The sequence below is a fragment of the Klebsiella indica genome, assembly GCF_005860775.1.
GTDB lineage: Bacteria > Pseudomonadota > Gammaproteobacteria > Enterobacterales > Enterobacteriaceae > Klebsiella > Klebsiella indica.
Genome location: NZ_VCHQ01000006.1, coordinates 85,540 through 102,347 on the forward strand (window position 1 = coordinate 85,540; position 16,808 = coordinate 102,347).

At 53.4% G+C, this 16,808-nt stretch carries 16 protein-coding genes; 13 read left to right on the plus strand and 3 right to left on the minus strand.

The window, feature by feature from the left end:
* Positions 1-495 precede the first annotated feature (495 nt).
* Genes FE839_RS05300 through FE839_RS05315 form a run of 4 tightly spaced genes read left to right on the plus strand, consistent with a single transcriptional unit; the run spans position 496 to position 3,914 of the window.
* The gene (locus FE839_RS05300; RefSeq protein WP_138359794.1) at positions 496-1,413 is read left to right on the plus strand and encodes a metal ABC transporter substrate-binding protein; all 918 of its coding nucleotides are present in this window, start codon (positions 496-498) and stop codon (positions 1,411-1,413) included.
* Positions 1,410-2,231 (plus strand): manganese/iron ABC transporter ATP-binding protein, encoded by an 822-nt coding sequence (locus tag FE839_RS05305; protein WP_138359795.1) that lies wholly within the window; start codon positions 1,410-1,412, stop codon positions 2,229-2,231. The genes FE839_RS05300 and FE839_RS05305 overlap by 4 nt, the downstream gene beginning before the upstream one ends.
* Entirely contained in the window at positions 2,228-3,088 is an 861-nt protein-coding gene (gene sitC, locus FE839_RS05310; protein WP_138359796.1) for an iron/manganese ABC transporter permease subunit SitC, read from the plus strand. The genes FE839_RS05305 and sitC overlap by 4 nt, the downstream gene beginning before the upstream one ends.
* Entirely contained in the window at positions 3,069-3,914 is an 846-nt protein-coding gene (locus tag FE839_RS05315; RefSeq protein WP_138359797.1) for a metal ABC transporter permease, read from the plus strand. The genes sitC and FE839_RS05315 overlap by 20 nt, the downstream gene beginning before the upstream one ends.
* A 91-nt stretch (positions 3,915-4,005) precedes the next feature.
* Here FE839_RS05315 and FE839_RS05320 read toward each other — a convergent pair whose 3' ends face one another.
* Both FE839_RS05320 and FE839_RS05325 read right to left on the minus strand, forming a co-directional pair.
* The gene (locus FE839_RS05320; protein ID WP_138359798.1) at positions 4,006-4,350 is read right to left on the minus strand and encodes a nitrous oxide-stimulated promoter family protein; all 345 of its coding nucleotides are present in this window, start codon (positions 4,348-4,350) and stop codon (positions 4,006-4,008) included.
* A 56-nt stretch (positions 4,351-4,406) separates the two neighbouring features.
* Complete coding sequence (locus FE839_RS05325) at positions 4,407-4,712, minus strand: Rdx family protein (RefSeq protein ID WP_138359799.1); 306 nt, start codon at positions 4,710-4,712, stop codon at positions 4,407-4,409.
* A 214-nt stretch (positions 4,713-4,926) separates the two neighbouring features.
* On the opposite strand from FE839_RS05325, the gene FE839_RS05330 reads away from it, so the two are divergent.
* The 5 genes from FE839_RS05330 to FE839_RS05350 all read left to right on the plus strand — a co-directional run bounded on the left by FE839_RS05330 (position 4,927) and on the right by FE839_RS05350 (position 11,012).
* Positions 4,927-7,296 carry a TonB-dependent receptor domain-containing protein gene (locus tag FE839_RS05330; RefSeq protein ID WP_138359800.1) on the plus strand — a complete coding sequence of 790 codons (2,370 nt, stop codon included), beginning with the start codon at positions 4,927-4,929 and terminating at the stop codon, positions 7,294-7,296.
* Positions 7,297-7,389: 93 nt separating this feature from the next.
* Positions 7,390-8,430, plus strand: a complete 1,041-nt coding sequence (locus FE839_RS05335; RefSeq protein ID WP_138359801.1) for a hemin-degrading factor — start codon at positions 7,390-7,392, stop codon at positions 8,428-8,430.
* The gene (locus FE839_RS05340) at positions 8,427-9,245 is read left to right on the plus strand and encodes a heme/hemin ABC transporter substrate-binding protein (protein WP_138359802.1); all 819 of its coding nucleotides are present in this window, start codon (positions 8,427-8,429) and stop codon (positions 9,243-9,245) included. Before FE839_RS05335 ends, FE839_RS05340 begins: the two co-directional genes overlap by 4 nt.
* Positions 9,245-10,240, plus strand: a complete 996-nt coding sequence (locus FE839_RS05345) for a FecCD family ABC transporter permease (protein WP_138359803.1) — start codon at positions 9,245-9,247, stop codon at positions 10,238-10,240. The genes FE839_RS05340 and FE839_RS05345 overlap by 1 nt, the downstream gene beginning before the upstream one ends.
* Positions 10,233-11,012 carry a heme ABC transporter ATP-binding protein gene (locus tag FE839_RS05350; RefSeq protein ID WP_138359804.1) on the plus strand — a complete coding sequence of 260 codons (780 nt, stop codon included), beginning with the start codon at positions 10,233-10,235 and terminating at the stop codon, positions 11,010-11,012. The genes FE839_RS05345 and FE839_RS05350 overlap by 8 nt, the downstream gene beginning before the upstream one ends.
* A 61-nt stretch (positions 11,013-11,073) precedes the next feature.
* Here the strand turns inward: FE839_RS05350 and FE839_RS05355 are convergent, their stop codons facing one another.
* Entirely contained in the window at positions 11,074-12,327 is a 1,254-nt protein-coding gene (locus FE839_RS05355) for an enolase C-terminal domain-like protein (protein ID WP_138359805.1), read from the minus strand.
* A gap of 341 nt (positions 12,328-12,668) precedes the next feature.
* Here FE839_RS05355 and FE839_RS05360 point away from each other — a divergent pair, with 341 nt between their 5' ends.
* From FE839_RS05360 to FE839_RS05375, 4 genes are all read left to right on the plus strand, one after another.
* Positions 12,669-13,436 carry an SDR family oxidoreductase gene (locus FE839_RS05360; protein ID WP_138359806.1) on the plus strand — a complete coding sequence of 256 codons (768 nt, stop codon included), beginning with the start codon at positions 12,669-12,671 and terminating at the stop codon, positions 13,434-13,436.
* Positions 13,437-13,528: 92 nt separating this feature from the next.
* The gene (locus tag FE839_RS05365; RefSeq protein ID WP_138359807.1) at positions 13,529-14,893 is read left to right on the plus strand and encodes an MFS transporter; all 1,365 of its coding nucleotides are present in this window, start codon (positions 13,529-13,531) and stop codon (positions 14,891-14,893) included.
* 10 nt (positions 14,894-14,903) lie between these two features.
* Positions 14,904-15,953: an L-idonate 5-dehydrogenase gene (idnD, locus tag FE839_RS05370; RefSeq protein WP_138359808.1), complete on the plus strand. Its 1,050-nt coding sequence runs from the start codon at positions 14,904-14,906 to the stop codon at positions 15,951-15,953.
* 89 nt (positions 15,954-16,042) lie between these two features.
* Positions 16,043-16,756 carry a FadR/GntR family transcriptional regulator gene (locus FE839_RS05375; protein WP_138359809.1) on the plus strand — a complete coding sequence of 238 codons (714 nt, stop codon included), beginning with the start codon at positions 16,043-16,045 and terminating at the stop codon, positions 16,754-16,756.
* Positions 16,757-16,808: the final 52 nt, after the last annotated feature.

Genomic DNA, 16,808 nt, shown 5'->3' on the forward strand with positions numbered 1-16,808 from the left:
CGTTCCCGCCAGGTTTCCTTGATGCGCCCAACCCCCCTGCTGTGAGCCTGGGCTGAAACGGTTACTCCCCTGCGGCTGTGGGTTCAAATCTCCTGCGTTTTGCAACCGAATAGGGATTTCGCCAGAACCACCGATTAACGGAACCGAGCAGCCAGCCTCTACACACGGCTGACAGCCCCTTAACTGACCAGCATTAGCCTCCTGCCTCTTGTAAGTCGGTAAGCGCACGCTTCATTAAGCGTCTCTTCAGTAAATGGCCTTAAACAAATAACATATTGTTATATAATAAAAAATTAAGAAAAACCGCCTCCACTGCCTTCTTCATCATTCCCCTGACAGAATCTGGTCTGCTGCACGATTTTGTTCTCATGCTAACCATTTGCCTTGAATTTAAATAATAATCATTTTCATTTACTAATAGCCTGTGCTATATAACATAGCAAAAGCTATAAATGATGATTAATTAATCGCAACCTGCAACCTGTGAGGGATCCTATGCTGCACCTGCCACCTTTGAAACATCTGCTGCTTGCCACGACTCTGGCGCTACTGACCATTGCCCCCGTCCAGGCAAAAGAGAAATTTAAAGTCATTACCACGTTTACCGTCATCGCCGACATGGCGCAAAACGTCGCGGGCGATGCGGCTGACATCAGTTCAATCACTAAACCCGGTGCCGAGATCCATGAATATCAGCCGACCCCCGGGGATATCAGGCGGGCACAAGGCGCGCAGTTGATCCTCGCCAACGGCCTCAATCTTGAACTGTGGTTCGCCCGTTTTTATCAGCACCTGAACGGCGTACCAGAGGTGGTGGTCAGCAACGGCATTCAGCCGATGGGCATCAGCGAAGGGCCTTATAACGGCAAACCCAACCCACATGCCTGGATGTCCGCAGATAACGCCCTGATCTATGTCGACAATATCCGCGACGCGCTGGTGAAATACGATCCTGAGAATGCCAATACTTACCGCCACAACGCCGAGACTTACAAAGAGAAAATTCGCCAGACCATGGCACCGCTGAAGGCGGAACTGGGGAAACTGCCGCAGGATAAACGCTGGCTGGTGACCAGTGAGGGCGCATTCTCCTATCTGGCTCGCGACAACGATCTGCGCGAACTCTACCTGTGGCCAATCAACGCCGACCAACAGGGCACGCCGCAGCAGGTGCGCAAAACCATTGATACGATGAAGAAAAAGCATATCCCGACCATCTTTAGCGAAAGCACTATCTCCGATAAACCGGCGCGCCAGGTGGCAAGAGAAGCAGGCGCTCACTACGGCGGCGTTTTATACGTCGACTCTCTGAGCGCCGCCGATGGCCCGGTGCCGACCTATCTCGACCTGCTGCGCGTCACCACGCAAACCATCGTCCAGGGCATCAACGACGGATTGAGGAAACAATCATGAGTGACGCACTACCGGGGATCGCAGTCAACAACGTCAGCGTGACCTGGCGTAACGGGCATACCGCCCTGCGGGATGCGTCATTCAACGTCCCACGCGGTTCGATTGCCGCGCTGGTCGGGGTGAACGGCTCAGGAAAGTCGACGCTGTTTAAAGCATTGATGGGCTTTGTTCACGTGGCGCGCGGCGATATTGCGATTCTCGGCCAGCCGGTTAACCGGGCCCTGCGCCAGAACCTCGTCGCCTATGTCCCGCAGGCGGAAGAAGTGGACTGGTCCTTCCCGGTGCTGGTGGAAGACGTGGTGATGATGGGCCGCTACGGCCATATGGGCTGGCTACGACGAGCGAAAAAACGCGACCATGAAATTGTTGATGCCGCGCTGGCGCGGGTCGGCATGAGCGAGTATCGCCACCGGCAGATAGGCGAACTTTCCGGCGGACAGAAAAAGCGCGTGTTTCTGGCCCGCGCGATCGCCCAACAAGGGAAAGTGATTCTGCTGGATGAGCCCTTTACCGGCGTCGATGTGCAGACGGAAGCGCGCATCATTGAGCTGCTGCGGGAGCTGCGCAATGAAGGGTGTACCATGCTGGTTTCGACCCATAACCTCGGTTCGGTGAGCGAATTCTGCGACTACACGGTGATGGTCAAAGGTACCGTGCTGGCCAGCGGCCCGACGGAAACCACGTTTACCGCTGAAAACCTTGAGATCGCTTTTAGCGGCGTACTGCGCCATGTAGTGTTGAGCGGCGCGGAAGAGAAAATTATTACCGACGATGAGCGGCCGTTTATTAGCCGCTGCGTGGCGGGAGGTAAGGAATGAACTGGCTGCTGGAGCCGTTTGGCTATCAGTATATGCTGAACGCGATGTGGGTCTCGGCGCTGGTGGGAGGCGTGTGCGCGTTTCTCTCCTGCTATCTGATGCTCAAAGGCTGGTCGTTGATTGGCGATGCCCTCTCCCACTCCATCGTACCCGGCGTGGCGGGAGCATATATGCTCGGCCTGCCTTTCGCGCTGGGCGCCTTTCTTTCCGGCGGGCTGGCAGCGGGCAGTATGCTGTTTCTCAATCAACGCTCGAAGCTGAAAGAAGATGCGATTATCGGCCTGATCTTCTCCTCTTTTTTCGGCATCGGCCTGTTTATGGTTTCACTGAATCCCACGTCGGTGAATATCCAGACCATTATTCTCGGCAATATTCTGGCCATTGCCCCGGAGGATATTATTCAACTGGCGGCAATTGGTTTTATTTCGATGGTAATTCTGCTGCTGAAGTGGAAAGACCTGATGGTAACCTTTTTCGATGAGAACCACGCCCGTTCAATTGGCCTCAATACCCGTGGGCTGAAACTGTTGTTCTTCACGTTGCTGGCGGCCTGTACCGTGGCGGCACTGCAAACCGTCGGCGCATTTCTGGTGATTTGCCTGGTGGTCACCCCCGGCGCCACCGCCTGGCTGCTGACCGACCGCTTCCCGCGCCTGCTGCTCATTGCCGTGGCTATCGGTAGCCTGACCAGCTTTTTCGGCGCGTGGATCAGCTACTATCTGGACGGTGCGACCGGCGGCATCATCGTCGTGGCGCAAACGCTGCTGTTTTTAGTCGCTTTTGTTTTTGCACCGAAGCACGGCCTGCTTGCCAGCCGTCGTCTCGCCAGGAGGTCCCATGCTGAACGTGCTGCTTGAACCTTTCCAGTTTCCTTTTATGGTTAACGCCATACTGGTGGCAATGATTGTCGCCGTTCCCTGTGCGCTGCTTTCCGTGTTCCTGGTGCTGAAAGGCTGGGCGCTGATGGGCGACGCCATGAGCCATGCGGTATTTCCCGGCGTCGTGGTGGCCTATATTGTCGGCGTCCCCTTCGCCATCGGCGCGTTTATCGCCGGGTTATTCTGCGCTATCGCCACCGGTTACCTCGATGATAACAGTCGCATCAAGCGCGACACGATCATGGGAATTGTGTTTTCCGGGATGTTCGGCGCGGGTCTGGTGCTGTACGTCGCGATTCAGTCGGAGGTTCATCTCGACCATATTTTGTTTGGCGATATGCTGGGTATTTCGGCCAATGATATTGTACAAACGTCGCTGATTGCGCTGCTCATCGCCTTAATTATCGGCCTGAAGTGGCGCGATTTTCTGTTGCACGCCTTTGATCCGCAGCAGGCCAGGGCCAGCGGGCTGCGCTGCGGGCTGCTGCACTACGGGCTGCTGTGCATGATTGCGCTGACCATCGTCGCAACGCTAAAAGCCGTGGGGATTATTCTGTCGATTTCATTACTGATCGCGCCGGGGGCAATCGCCCTGCTGTTGACACGGCGCTTCGTCAGCGCTCTGTTGCTGGCAGTGGTCATTGCGGTGAGCTGTTCACTGGGCGGCGTGTGGTTGTCGTTTTATCTCGACAGCGCCCCCGCGCCGACCATTGTGGTGTTGTTTACCCTCCTGTTTGTTATCGCGTTTGTCAGTACGTCGGTTCGCGATCATCGAACGCTGTCAGAAGCACCAGGCCGCGGCTAGCGCCGCCGGAAGTGCCTGGAATAAAACAGGCCCCCTTGCCCTTTCAGGGTGAGGGGACGCTTCCGAAGGCGCTACGCAGCGCGAGCCGGGGCTATTTTTTAGACCGGTACTTTTCGGGAAGCGCGGGGACAGGGCGTTTATCATCAATCAGATGGCGAAGAGTCAGGATCGGATGACGCCAGAGCATTCGCGGCCCGGCCCAGCGCATAATCTGCTTCATCTCTTCGCGTCTCGCGGGTTGATAGCAGTGTACCGGACACTGCCTGCAGGCGGGTTTTTCTTCACCAAATACGCACTTATCCAGACGCTTGTCCGCGTAGGCATTAAGCGCCCGGTAATGTTCAGCGTCGTCACTGGCATCCTGACAGAGGCGCCGATAGAGCGAAATCATACTGCTAATGGTCTTTTTTTCCCGCGCAATACGTTTCCCCGCCATAGACTGTTCCTCACCAATAAAGATGCATTAATAATACACGTTTAAAGAGAGCAATGTCACTCACTACTCCCTGAGGAGTATGCCGGTTTATCCACGTGTCCCAGCGCTTTGTCCGGGAAGCAAACGTCGCGAACCCGGCGTTTCAGTTCGGCGGCATCGGGAAAACCACCATCCTGCTTACGCTCCCAAATTTGTACCTCATTAACCGTCACCACGAAAATCCCGCCGGTTCCCGGTACCAGCGTCACCGAGCCAATATCGGTACTGAAACTGTGCAGCAATTCCTGGGCCATCCAGCTGGCGCGCAGCATCCAGTTACATTGCGAACAATAGGTAATGGTAATAGCGGCTTTGTGACTCATCGCTTTCTCACTGTCAGTAAAGGGGTAAATTGTAAACAACTTGCAGATTAATTGAGAAATAATCAATAATTTTGTTGCAAACGATAATACCTATCATTACCATTCGCGATAATTAAGTATGGAACAATATGTCCGGTCATGGAATAACAGGACACACCTGCACTCTGGAAGTAATGCGTGGGCCAATACTAATAATTATCAAGGCGTGGCTATTATGTATATCTCCACTCAATCAACAGCATGGTTCAAGAAAAGCCTGCTGGTGACCTCTTTGCTTGCAGCAATCTATCAAACTTCTGCCGGGGCGGCAGATACCAACACGAAAGCGGCCAGCAATACCGCCTCTGAGGATAGCTCGGAACAGATGACCGTGACCGCGCCAGCCCCTGTGCTAAAAGCAGGCAGCGAGCATTCCATCAGCGCTCAGGAATTGCAGGATAAAGGCGCCAACGATTTTGGTTCCATTATGCGTTACGAACCGTTGATTAGCGCGACCGGCGCCAGCGGCGGTTCCGGCAACGGTAAAAGCGGCTTCGACCGCGGCGGCTATACCGGCTACAACATTCGCGGCATGGAAAGCAACCGCGTCGGTATCGACGTCGACGGTATCGCCCAGCCCAATGCCACCGGGCGCAGCTATGCCAGCCGCGCAGGCCTCAATACTTTCGGAATGGGGCGCGACTACATCGACCCGTACATGTACGGCAGCATTGATATTCAGTCCGGAGCGACCTCGATCGATACCCCCAACAACGCTATCGGCGGCAACGTCTCTTTCCGTCCGAAATCCGCCGATGACTATCTGCATCCGGGGAAAACCAGCGCCTTCGGCTACCGCAGCGGCTATGATTCCGCCGACCGTAGCTGGCACAATGGCGTCACGGTCGCTGGCGGCGATGAAACCCTGCGCGGCATCTTCGTCTACAGCCGTCGCGACGGTCAGGAGACGGAAAATAACAGCGGGACGCTTGATTCATACCCGGCAAACTGGCACTCGGACGCGTTTATGGCGTCCGGGATCTGGCAGCCGAATGACGAACACAAGCTGACCAGTACATTCGATTATTACCATAAAACCAACCATACCCATTACGACGCCTGGAACTCCAGCGGCAGCAGCATCATCGGCACCACCAACCAGACCAGCCAGACCCGCCGCTGGGGCCTGAGCCTGAAAGATGACTGGACGCCGATGAATGACTATATCGACGGCGTATCAACCAAAGTCTACTACCAGCATACCGAAGCCCATGACTGGACTTATATGCCGGACAGTATCACCCGCGCGATGCAAACAGTGAGCTCCGACTACGATACCGATACCTGGGGCATTCAGAGCGCGCTGGTAAAATCGATCGGCCGCCACGACCTGAGCGCCGGTTTTAACGCCAGCACCACCAAAACTCAGCGCCCGCTAACCCAGTCGCCAACCCCTGGTGCCTACAGCGTGATTATGCAACCGGACGCCGACAGCCGCAGTTATATCGTCGCCGGTTTCGTGCAGGACCAGATTAACTTCGACCTCGACAGCCATAATTTCGCCGTTATCCCGGGCATTCGTGTGGTACATCAATCGACCAAACCGGAAAATCTCTCCGACCTGGCCAACAACAGCAGCGTGCTGACGGGGTCGGCGGTCTCGACGCTGTATGGCAAGAACGCCGATACCCAGGCGCTGCCGTCGTTGACTTTCCAGTACGATATCACTCCTCGGCTGATGACTTACCTGCAATATAAGCGCGGGGCGCAGTTCCCCAACGCCAGCCAGCTGTATGGCTCCTGGAACCTCGGCTCCAGCTATGCGGCCAGTCAGCAGTATGCACTGATCGGGAATACCGATCTGAAAACCGAAACCAGCGATAACCTCGAGTGGGGGATGAAGGGCGAAGTGACGGAAGGCATTACCCTGCGCACCGCACTGTTCTACAACAGCTATAAGAACTTTATCGCCTATACCCGCTACACCCGCGCCAATAACCCGACACAGTTCACCAATGTGCCGTCGAACATCTACACCATCTACCAGGCGGAAAACCGCGATAAAGCCTATATTTACGGCGGCGAAATTAGCGCCAGATTCAACTTTGGCACCTGGTTTGAAGAGGTTAACGGCCTGAGCGCCACCCTCGCCTACGGTTATAGCGAAGGACAATCGAAATCCAGCTACAGCGGCGATAAATACGTCGATCTTGATAGCGTCGCGCCAATGAAGGCGATCGTCGGCGTGGCATGGGACGATCCGGCAAAACGGTACGGTACCGCCCTGACTGCCACCTTTGTTAAGGGCAAACGCGCTACCGCCACCAACCGCGAAAGCTACTCCAACAGCGGCTCGGCCATTACCGATTCCACCAGCGAATATATGCGCGTTCCGGGTTACGGCATGCTGGACTGGACCGCTTACTGGCAGGTGACGAAAAACGTGCGCCTGAACGGCGGGGTTTACAACGTTACCGATCGTAAATACTGGGATTATCTGAGCAGCCGCAATATCGAAACGGCCACCAATCAGGACGCTAACGATAAAGCGCTGGCGGTGATGCCTGGACGGACCTGGCAACTGGGCGTTAACGTCGATTTCTGATTAGCCAGATACGTTTTTGACAAACGCAATAATAAGAAACCTGCTCCCCGGCCCGCGCGCCGGGGATACTCATCGTAGAGAAGGATGTGAATTATGCCAAACACGCCATCGCAACATGCTCCGCTGTGGCAGCGCTATCTGACCACCAAAGCACAATCCTCCGCCAGATACGCGCGCGATATCGCCAGTGAAATGGGGATTAGCGAAGCCGAACTGACCGAGGCCCGTCTGGGCCACGATGCTGTACGCCTGCAGGACGACGCGCGCGCGATTCTGGCGGCGCTGGAAGCGGTAGGCGAAACCAAATGCATCTGCCGCAATGAATACGCGGTACATGAACAGGTCGGCGCATTTACTCATCAACATCTGAGCGGCCACGCCGGGCTGATCCTCAATCCACGCGCCCTCGACCTGCGCCTGTTCCTTAGCCAGTGGGCCAGCGCTTTTCACCTGACCGACAATGGTCGCCAGAGTATTCAGTTCTTCGACGCCCACGGCGATGCGTTGCTCAAGGTTTACACCACCGGAAATACGGATATGGCGGCCTGGGATGCGCTGATTGCCGGGTACCGGCAAAGCGCTCCTGCTCCGCTGACGATTCTTCCGGTCACGGAGGTGAAATTTGCCGATTCCGCCGACGGCGCGGCGCTGGAAAAGGAATGGCGCGCCATGACCGACGTACACCAGTTCTTCGGCCTGCTGAGAAAATATAACCTGTCACGTCAGCAGGCGTTCCGCCTGGTCAGCGATGATCTCGCCTGCCGGATTGAAAAAGAGACACTCCCGGCACTGCTGGACACCATCCACAAGGATGGCAATGAGATCATGATTTTCGTCGGCAACCGTGGCTGCGTGCAGATCTTCACCGGCGTACTGGAAAACGTTGCCCCAATGCGCGGCTGGCTGAATATATTCAATACCGCTTTTACCCTGCATCTGCGCGAAGATAGCGTCGATGAAATCTGGGTAACCCGCAAACCCACGTCCGACGGTCACGTTACCAGCGTCGAGTTGTTCGCGAAAGACGGCACGCAAATCGCCCAGCTATATGGCCAACGCAGCGAAGGCCACCCGGAACAGGCGCAGTGGCGCACGCAGGTTGATCGTTTAACAACCGAAGGGTCGATCGCATGAAGCGCTGGCTGATATTACTTGCGGCGTTTCCGCTGCTGGTCTGCGCCGCCGCCGAGCGGATAGTCTCTCTCGGCGGCGACGTCACGGAGGTGGTTTACGCGCTTGACGCCCAGCCGCAACTGGTGGCCAAAGACAGCACCAGTACCTGGCCTGCTGCCGCGCAGAACCTGCCGGATGTGGGCTATCTGCGCCAGTTGAACGCCGAAGGGATCCTCTCTCTGCGCCCGACGCTGGTCTTAGCCAGCGCGCAGGCACGGCCCTCTCTGGTGCTGAAAAAGGTCGAAGAGAACAAGGTTAAAGTGGTCAGCGTACCGGGCGGCTATGATTTTCCGGCAATCGAGAAAAAGATCGCTGTCATTGCTGACGCCCTCGGCAAACAGCGCGAAGGTGAAGCCTTGCGTCAGCAGCTTCATCGGCAGATAGCGCAAATTCCGTCTCAGCCCATGAATAAACGCGTGCTGTTTATTCTCAGCCACGGCGGCATGAACAGCATGGTGGCCGGTAAACAAACGGCGGCAGACGGCGCGATCAGGGCGGCTGGTCTACAGAACGCGATGCAGGGCTTCGACCATTATCGCAGTATGTCCCAGGAAGGCGTTATCGCCAGCCGGCCGGATCTGGTGGTCATTTCCGCCGATGGTCTGAAAGGGATGGGCGGCGAAACCGGACTGTGGAAGCTGCCGGGACTGGCGCAAACGCCGGCGGGCCGTCATAAGCAGGTGCTGGTGATTGACGATATGGCCCTGCTTGGCTTTGGCCCGCGCACGCCGCAGGCGATACTCGCCCTGCGGCAAAAAGCGGAGCAGTTGCCCTGATGCGATCCCACCTTGCCCGTCATCTGTGGTTAATGACGCTGCTTCTGGTCATCCTGACGCTGTTTGCCACGAGCCTTGGGGCGATGCGTCTGCCATTGAGCAGCCTGCTCCCTTCCGGCGATGAGATCCTGAGAAATATCTGGTTAACCATACGCCTGCCGCGGGTACTGCTGGCGCTGCTGGTGGGTGCTGCGCTGGCGCTCTCCGGCTGCGTGATGCAGGGGCTGTTTCGCAATCCGCTCGCCGATCCAGGGCTTTTAGGGATCAGCAGCGGCGCGGCGCTGGCGGTGGCCTGCTGGCTGGTGCTCCCTCTGTCGGTCCCGGCGCTGGTGGCGCTGTATGCGCCGATGCTGGCGGCGTTTATCGGTAGCGTGGCGGTGATGGTAGTCATTTTTATTCTCAGCCGGGCCGGAGACGCCTCGCTCTCGCGCCTGCTGTTGGTCGGCATTGCCATTAATGCCCTGTGCGGCGCGCTGGTCGGGGTGCTGGCGTGGCTCAGCAATGATAGCCAGTTGCGTCAGCTTTCCTTGTGGGGCATGGGTAGCCTCGGCCAGGCGGAATGGTCCACGCTGCTGGTGGCGGCCACGCTGATGATCCCGGCCGCCATCGTGGTATGGGCAATGGCCTCGCGTCTTAATCTGTTACAGCTGGGCGATGAAGAAGCGCACTATCTCGGCGTTAACGTCCGCGCATTGCAGCGGCTGTTGCTGTTATGCAGCGCACTGCTGGTGGCCTCCGCAGTGGCTATCAGCGGCATTATTGGTTTTATCGGCCTTGTGGTGCCGCATCTGATGCGGATGTGGCTGGGGCCTGACCATCGCGGCCTGATCCCCGGTTCGCTGCTGTGCGGCGCGATACTGCTCCTGCTGGCCGACACCCTGGCGCGCACCGTCGCCGCCCCTGCGGAGATGCCGGTCGGTCTGTTGACCAGCGCGCTCGGCGCGCCGTGGTTCCTGTGGCTCATTTTTCGTCGGGAAAGAGAAATTCATGGATAACCGCTATAGTGCGCGTTCGCTCTCTTTGCGCATCGGTAATCGGCAGATTATTAACGATGTTTCCCTTGAACTGCGTGGCGGCGAAATGATGGCGCTGATTGGCCCTAACGGCGCGGGGAAATCAACCCTGTTGCGTCTGTTAACCGGTTTTTTAACCCCCGACGATGGCGAACGGTTAATCGAGGGACGGCCGCTGGAAAGCTGGTCGGCGCAAGCGCTTTCCCGTCGCCGGGCGGTGATGCTGCAACGTACTCAGCTCCACGCCGACTGGCCGATTGAAACCGTTATCGCCATGGGCCGCTCGCCCTGGGGCAGCACGCCGAACATGGAGATGATCCGCCAGGTGATGAATGAGACCGGCTGTGATCACCTCGCCGGGAGACGCTATCCATCTCTTTCCGGCGGCGAGCAGCAGCGAGTCCAGTTGGCCCGGAGTCTGGCGCAGCTATGGCGCGATGGCGCGCCCGAAGGCTGGCTGTTTCTCGATGAACCCACTTCGGCGCTGGATCTGTACTATCAGCAACATCTTCTGCGCCTGCTCAGGCGTCTGACCCGCAGCGGCAAACTGCATGTCTGTGTGGTCCTGCACGATCTGAATCTCGCGGCGCTCTGGGCCGACCATATTCTGTTGCTGCATCAGGGCAACGTGGTAGCGCAGGGCACGCCGCGGGAAGTGATTCAACAACCGATTATTAGCCGCTGGTATGGGGCGGAGGTAAGTATGGGAGAGCACCCGGATATCGCCGTACCGCAGGTGTATCTGGCGCCGTGAGCAAAAGGGCGCAAGCGTATATAAAGCCCGCTTGCGCCGTTTCAGTGGTTTACTGCGCAGCTTACGGTCTTGACGCGGTCCCATCCGGCGTCCGCGCCATCGTCCATGACGGGATCCCGCCTTCACAGGGATACTTCGCCGCTTTAGCTTCATCTATATCGATTCCCAGGCCCGGCTTATCGTTCACATAAGCGTACCCTAGCTCTATCTCTGGACATCCCGGGAAGACATCACGTAAAGCATCATTCATCGGCGTGTACTCCTGAATGCCGAAGTTTGGCGAGCTCAGATCAAGGTGCATATTTGCGCTGACACCGACCGGCGAGATGTCGCCAGGTCCGTGCCACGCAGTACGCACGCCGTTCAACTCACTGTATACCGCCAGTTTCTTCGCGGGTGTAATGCCGCCGATGGTGCTGACGTGACAACGGATGTAATCGATCAGCTTATTGTCGATTAACGGCTTCCACTCATTCACATTCACAAACAGCTCCCCCATGGAAATCGGCGTGGAAGATTGTTGACGAAGCATTTTGAGCCAGTCGATATTTTCCGGTGCTACCGGGTCTTCAAGGTAAAAAAGTTGATATTGTTCAAGCGTTTTCGCCAGATTAATCGCGGTAACCGGGGTCACTCGCTCATGTACGTCATGTATGAATTCAATACCAAAGCCCAGCTTATTGCGAAGATGGTCAAACAGACGCGGAACACTTTTCGCGTAGGCGTCCGGGTCAAAATAAATACCCGGCGTTTTACTCCGTGGAGAGCGTTTGGGCTGAATATTTTTCGCCCGAGCCAACTGAGTTGCAATCAGCTTTAAATCATCTGTCCCTGCACCGCCATACATCCCCATCTGACAGCGTACATACTGATAACCTTCCTCCATTCGGGCGCGGATATTGTCCTCAACTTCCACCTCATCACCACCATCGGTATGGCAATACAACGGGATACCGTCGCGGCATTTGCCGCCCAACAACTCATAAACCGGCATCCCCGCCAACTTACCTTTAATATCCCACAGAGCCATATCAACGCCGGATAGCGCATTATTCATAATCGGCCCATTACGCCAGTAACCGCTGACCGCACCTGACTGCCAGATATCTTCAATACGCATCGGATCTTTGCCAACGAGAAAAGGCGACATGTACTCATCGATGGCGTTTTTCACCGCGAAGATACGCTGGGTAAATGTCGCACAGCCCAGGCCATACAGCCCTGGTTCGTTGGTTTCGATTTTTACAACGGCCAGATCAATGCCACCGGGCGCCGTCAGAATCGTTTTCACATTGGTGATTTTCAGGTTACTCACTTTAACTCCTTAGTTCCGCGAATTAACTACATGCCATGCAACAAGTCATAATGAAATGGCAACGCTAAATTTGTAGGTTGTCCTACAACTTAGTATTGTTATATCACGCCTGAAAGGTAAGCGTTTCCTCAATGCCCTATTCTGTGACCTCGATCATATCATTGATACAAAATATAAAAAAATACATTAATAACAATAATATAACTATAAACACTTTATAAGAATGCCTTGCATTTGTGATCATGGTTGCAAATTTATTTTTAGGATGTTGCTTTTATCATTCAAAAAAACAATCTTAAATAAGACAGTCGTCATACAAATAAAGCCAATGAGGAAATGAAATGAGCGCATTATTCGATTTAACGGGGAAAACAGCGCTGGTCACCGGATCGGCACGTGGGCTGGGATTTGCCTATGCGGAAGGGCTCGCCGCTGAGGGCGCAACAGTAATTCTGAACGACATTCGCGATACGCTGCTGACAGAGTCTGTAGAAAAACTGGCAAGTAAAGGGTATCGCGCACACGGCATGGCGTTTGATGTGACAAATGAAGACGCCATTGAAAAAGCCTTTGCAGAGCTTGATGCGCAAAATATCCACGTCGATATTTTGATAAACAATGCCGGTATTCAGTATCGTAAACCGATGGTGGAACTTGAGCTGGAAAACTGGCAAAAGGTGATTGATACCAACCTGACCAGCGCTTTCCTCGTTTCTCGTGCCGCTGCGAAACGGATGATTGCTCGCAATTCCGGAGGGAAAATCATCAATATTGGTTCGCTGACCAGCCAGGCAGCCCGACCGACTGTCGCCCCCTATACAGCGGCGAAAGGCGGCATCAAAATGCTCACCTGCTCCATGGCAGCCGAATGGGCGCAATTTAATATCCAGACTAACGCCATTGGCCCAGGCTATATTCTGACAGATATGAATACCGCGCTTATAGAAGATCAACAGTTCGATAGTTGGGTGAAAAATAGCAACCCATCACAGCGCTGGGGTCACCCAAGTGAATTAATTGGCACCGCTGTTTTTCTGTCATCAAAAGCCTCTGATTATATAAACGGGCAGATTATTTACGTCGATGGCGGCTGGCTGGCGGTGCTGTAATTCGGCAAAGAAATTAACATTTTTGCCTTTAAAATTCCCGGCAAGTTTTTGCATTAAATGTAAAAACCTGCCGACATAACACAGGTATTATTATGAAGGCTTCAAGATCACGACTCTTTATTCTCACATTGTTGTTTATTGTAACGGCAATTAATTATATGGATCGCGCCAATCTTGCAGTTGCCGGCACGAATATCCAGAATGATTTTACGCTAACGCCAACACAGCTCGGTTTACTTTTTTCTATGTTCACCTGGGCTTATGCCGCCAGCCAGATCCCCGTCGGCTACGTTCTCGACCGAATTGGCTCGCGTATTCTTTATGGCGGTGCAATTATATTATGGAGTATATTTACTTTCATGATGGGATTTTCCTCTCATCATTTATTCACTACCACTACTGCTTCATTCGCTATGCTATTAGTGTGCCGCGCATTAATTGGCGTCGCCGAAGCACCATCATTTCCTTCTAATACAAAAATTATTGCTACCTGGTTTCCGGATCATGAACGCGCACGAGCCACGGCCATTTACTCCAGCGCACAATATATCGGTCTGGCTCTGCTGACACCGGCACTATCATTTGTTGTGGCGAATTACGGTTGGGAAATGTCATTCTATTTGTCCGGTGGCGTGGGAATATTGTTTGGCATATACTGGTTAATATACTACCGTGATCCGCAACACAGTACTTCGGCTAATCAAGCAGAGCTCGATTATATCAAGGCCGGTGGTGGTTATGGTTCCGTAAACCAATCTTCCGTCAATACCAAAATAAGCTGGCAGGATATTAAATTCTTTCTCACTAAGAAGACCGTCTGGGGGCTTTTTATTACCCAATTCGCCTGTTCCTCAACGCTCTATTTCTTTCTCACCTGGTTTATTGTCTATCTGGAAAAAGGGCTACATCTTTCTATTTCCAAAGCAGGCATTGGTGCCATGCTCCCCTATATTATGGCAATGCTTGGCGTGTTATGCGGCGGAACACTCAGTGATATGCTATTGAAAAAAGGAAAATCCAGAACATTAGCACGTAAATTACCAGTAATGGCTGGCCTGTGCGTCACCATGATTATTGTCATGGTGAACTTTTTTGAAGATCAACCGATCGTCGCTATTGTTATTCTCTCAATCGCATTTTTCGCCAATGCTTTTTCAAATTTAGGCTGGGTAGTCTGGAGCGATGTCATACCACGTAATTTTCTCGGCACTATGGGGGGAATCCTGAATATATGTGGAAATTTATCTGGTATCGTTAGCCCAATAGTTATCGGCGTTATTCTCGATCGTACGCATAACTTTCATTATGCCATGTGGTATATCGCAGCGGTCGCCGGACTCGGACTGCTGGCTTATATTTTCCTGGTAGGAAAAATCGAAGTTATTTTGCCTGATAACAAGAAGGCAAATAGTAGCAATGACAGCGTAATGCATCCAGCCGCCCCCACAAATAAATAATGAGGAAATCATGAACACTGAGAAAATAACCTGTAATGCATGCCTGGCGCATGCAGAAAAAGATGTTCGTTTTGAATCGCGTGACATTGAATACAGTAATGATGACGTCGTGGTCAAAGTAGCCTGCGGTGGGATCTGTGGCTCTGATATCCACTATTATCAGCATGGTCGCGCTGGCATGTCGATTCTGAAACATCCGATGGTTATCGGACATGAATTTGTCGGCATCGTCGAAAAAATCCCGGCAGGCAGTGAATTGAAGGTTGGTCAGACTGTAGCCATAAACCCCTCCAGCCCGTGTAACCAATGTGAAATGTGCCTTTCAGGCAAGCAAAATATGTGTGGCGCGATGCGCTTTATGGGAAGTGCGCAATTTAACCCTCACGTTAATGGCGGCTTCTCAGAATATGTGGTGGTTAAACCGGAACAATGCATTCCTTATGCCAGTCAGGTTCCGGCAAATGTGATGGCCTTTTCCGAACCTTTAGCCGTCGCCATACACGCGGTAAAAATGGCGGGACAGCTCACCGGGAAACGTGTGTTGGTCATCGGCGCGGGACCTATCGGTTGTCTGATTTTAGCCGCGGCAAAATGTGCTGGTGCTTCTGAACTGGTCGCCTCCGATTTAAGTCCACGGTGTTTGGATCTGGCACGACAGATGGGGGCTACGGCAGTTATGGATCCACGCGACGAAAAACGCGTGACGCATTATCAGCAAAATAGAGGTTACTTTGATGTAGTCTTTGAAGCATCAGGCGCACCAGCCGCTATCACCTCAACGGTGGCGTTCACGCGACCTACGGGAAAGATCGTTCAGGTTGGTATGGGCGCAAATCCGGAAAGTTGGCCAGTTTCAGCAATGTTGGTCAAAGAGATAAATTGGATTGGTTCTTTCCGATTTATCGACGAATTTACAACTGCGGTGAGGTGGCTGGAAGACGGGCGCATTAATCCACGCCCGTTAATCAGCGCCGAGTTCTCTCCAGAAAAAATTGAAGAGGCATTGATTACCGCCACCGACAAAAATATTTCTGCTAAGGTCCTCATTCGCTTTGAATAATAGTGACAAGCGCCCGGTCGGGCGCTTTGTTCTTAAAAATGAATTGTTATACAATGCTGTTATTCTCAGCACTTTAATGGACAGCGATTTTGAGCATAAAATCCATTCAAAAACAGAATGTTGTCAGTGAAATTTATGATCAGATAAGCGCAAAACTGCTGGATGGTAGCTGGCCGCCGGGTAGCCGCCTCCCCTCTGAAGCTGAGCTTACCACTTCCTTTAACGTCAGCCGGGTCAGCGTGCGCAGCGCAGTTCAACGTTTTCGCGATCTCGGCATTATCGTCACCCGCCAGGGAAGCGGTAGTTACGTTAGCGATCACTTCACACCGCAAATGCTGAGCAACGATCCTCGCCCTATCATGCATCTTAGCCGAGAAGAGTTTCACGATATGATGATCTTCCGTCAGACCGTGGAATTCAAATGCGTAGAACTGGCCGTCACTCACGCTACTGATGAAGATATTCTCCAGCTTGAACAAGCGCTCAACAATATGCTCATCAACAAAGGCGACTATAAAAAATATTCTGAAGCGGATTACGCTTTCCATCTGGCGATTGTCAAAGCCTCGCACAATAGCGTCTTTTATAACGTAATGAATTCTATCAAAGATATTTATTACTATTATCTTGAAGAACTTAACCGCGCACTGGGCATTACCCTTGAAAGCGTTGAAGCCCATATCAAGGTCTATATGTCGATTAAGAATCGCGATGCCAGCACAGCGGTAAAAGTCCTCAATGAAGCGATGTCGGAAAACGTGACTGCCATTGACAAGATTAAGTCTGAAACGAGCGGTAATTGATGGATGGTTATAGCGAAATCACACCGTAGCCGGTTGCATTACCGGCTACGGT

Bases quoted from the DNA above. Each gene is read 5' to 3' on its own strand.
- sitC (WP_138359796.1), top strand. From the start codon at position 2,228: ATGAACTGGCTGCTGGAGCCGTTTGGCTATCAGTATATGCTGAACGCG.
- FE839_RS05360 (WP_138359806.1), top strand. From the start codon at position 12,669: ATGAGCGCATTATTCGATTTAACGGGGAAAACAGCGCTGGTCACCGGA.
- FE839_RS05340 (WP_138359802.1), top strand. From the start codon at position 8,427: ATGAAGCGCTGGCTGATATTACTTGCGGCGTTTCCGCTGCTGGTCTGC.
- FE839_RS05365 (WP_138359807.1), top strand. From the start codon at position 13,529: ATGAAGGCTTCAAGATCACGACTCTTTATTCTCACATTGTTGTTTATT.
- FE839_RS05325 (WP_138359799.1), bottom strand. From the start codon at position 4,712: ATGAGTCACAAAGCCGCTATTACCATTACCTATTGTTCGCAATGTAAC.
- FE839_RS05345 (WP_138359803.1), top strand. From the start codon at position 9,245: ATGCGATCCCACCTTGCCCGTCATCTGTGGTTAATGACGCTGCTTCTG.
- FE839_RS05335 (WP_138359801.1), top strand. From the start codon at position 7,390: ATGCCAAACACGCCATCGCAACATGCTCCGCTGTGGCAGCGCTATCTG.
- FE839_RS05320 (WP_138359798.1), bottom strand. From the start codon at position 4,350: ATGGCGGGGAAACGTATTGCGCGGGAAAAAAAGACCATTAGCAGTATG.
- FE839_RS05350 (WP_138359804.1), top strand. From the start codon at position 10,233: ATGGATAACCGCTATAGTGCGCGTTCGCTCTCTTTGCGCATCGGTAAT.
- FE839_RS05300 (WP_138359794.1), top strand. From the start codon at position 496: ATGCTGCACCTGCCACCTTTGAAACATCTGCTGCTTGCCACGACTCTG.
- FE839_RS05330 (WP_138359800.1), top strand. From the start codon at position 4,927: ATGTATATCTCCACTCAATCAACAGCATGGTTCAAGAAAAGCCTGCTG.
- FE839_RS05305 (WP_138359795.1), top strand. From the start codon at position 1,410: ATGAGTGACGCACTACCGGGGATCGCAGTCAACAACGTCAGCGTGACC.
- idnD (WP_138359808.1), top strand. From the start codon at position 14,904: ATGAACACTGAGAAAATAACCTGTAATGCATGCCTGGCGCATGCAGAA.
- FE839_RS05315 (WP_138359797.1), top strand. From the start codon at position 3,069: ATGCTGAACGTGCTGCTTGAACCTTTCCAGTTTCCTTTTATGGTTAAC.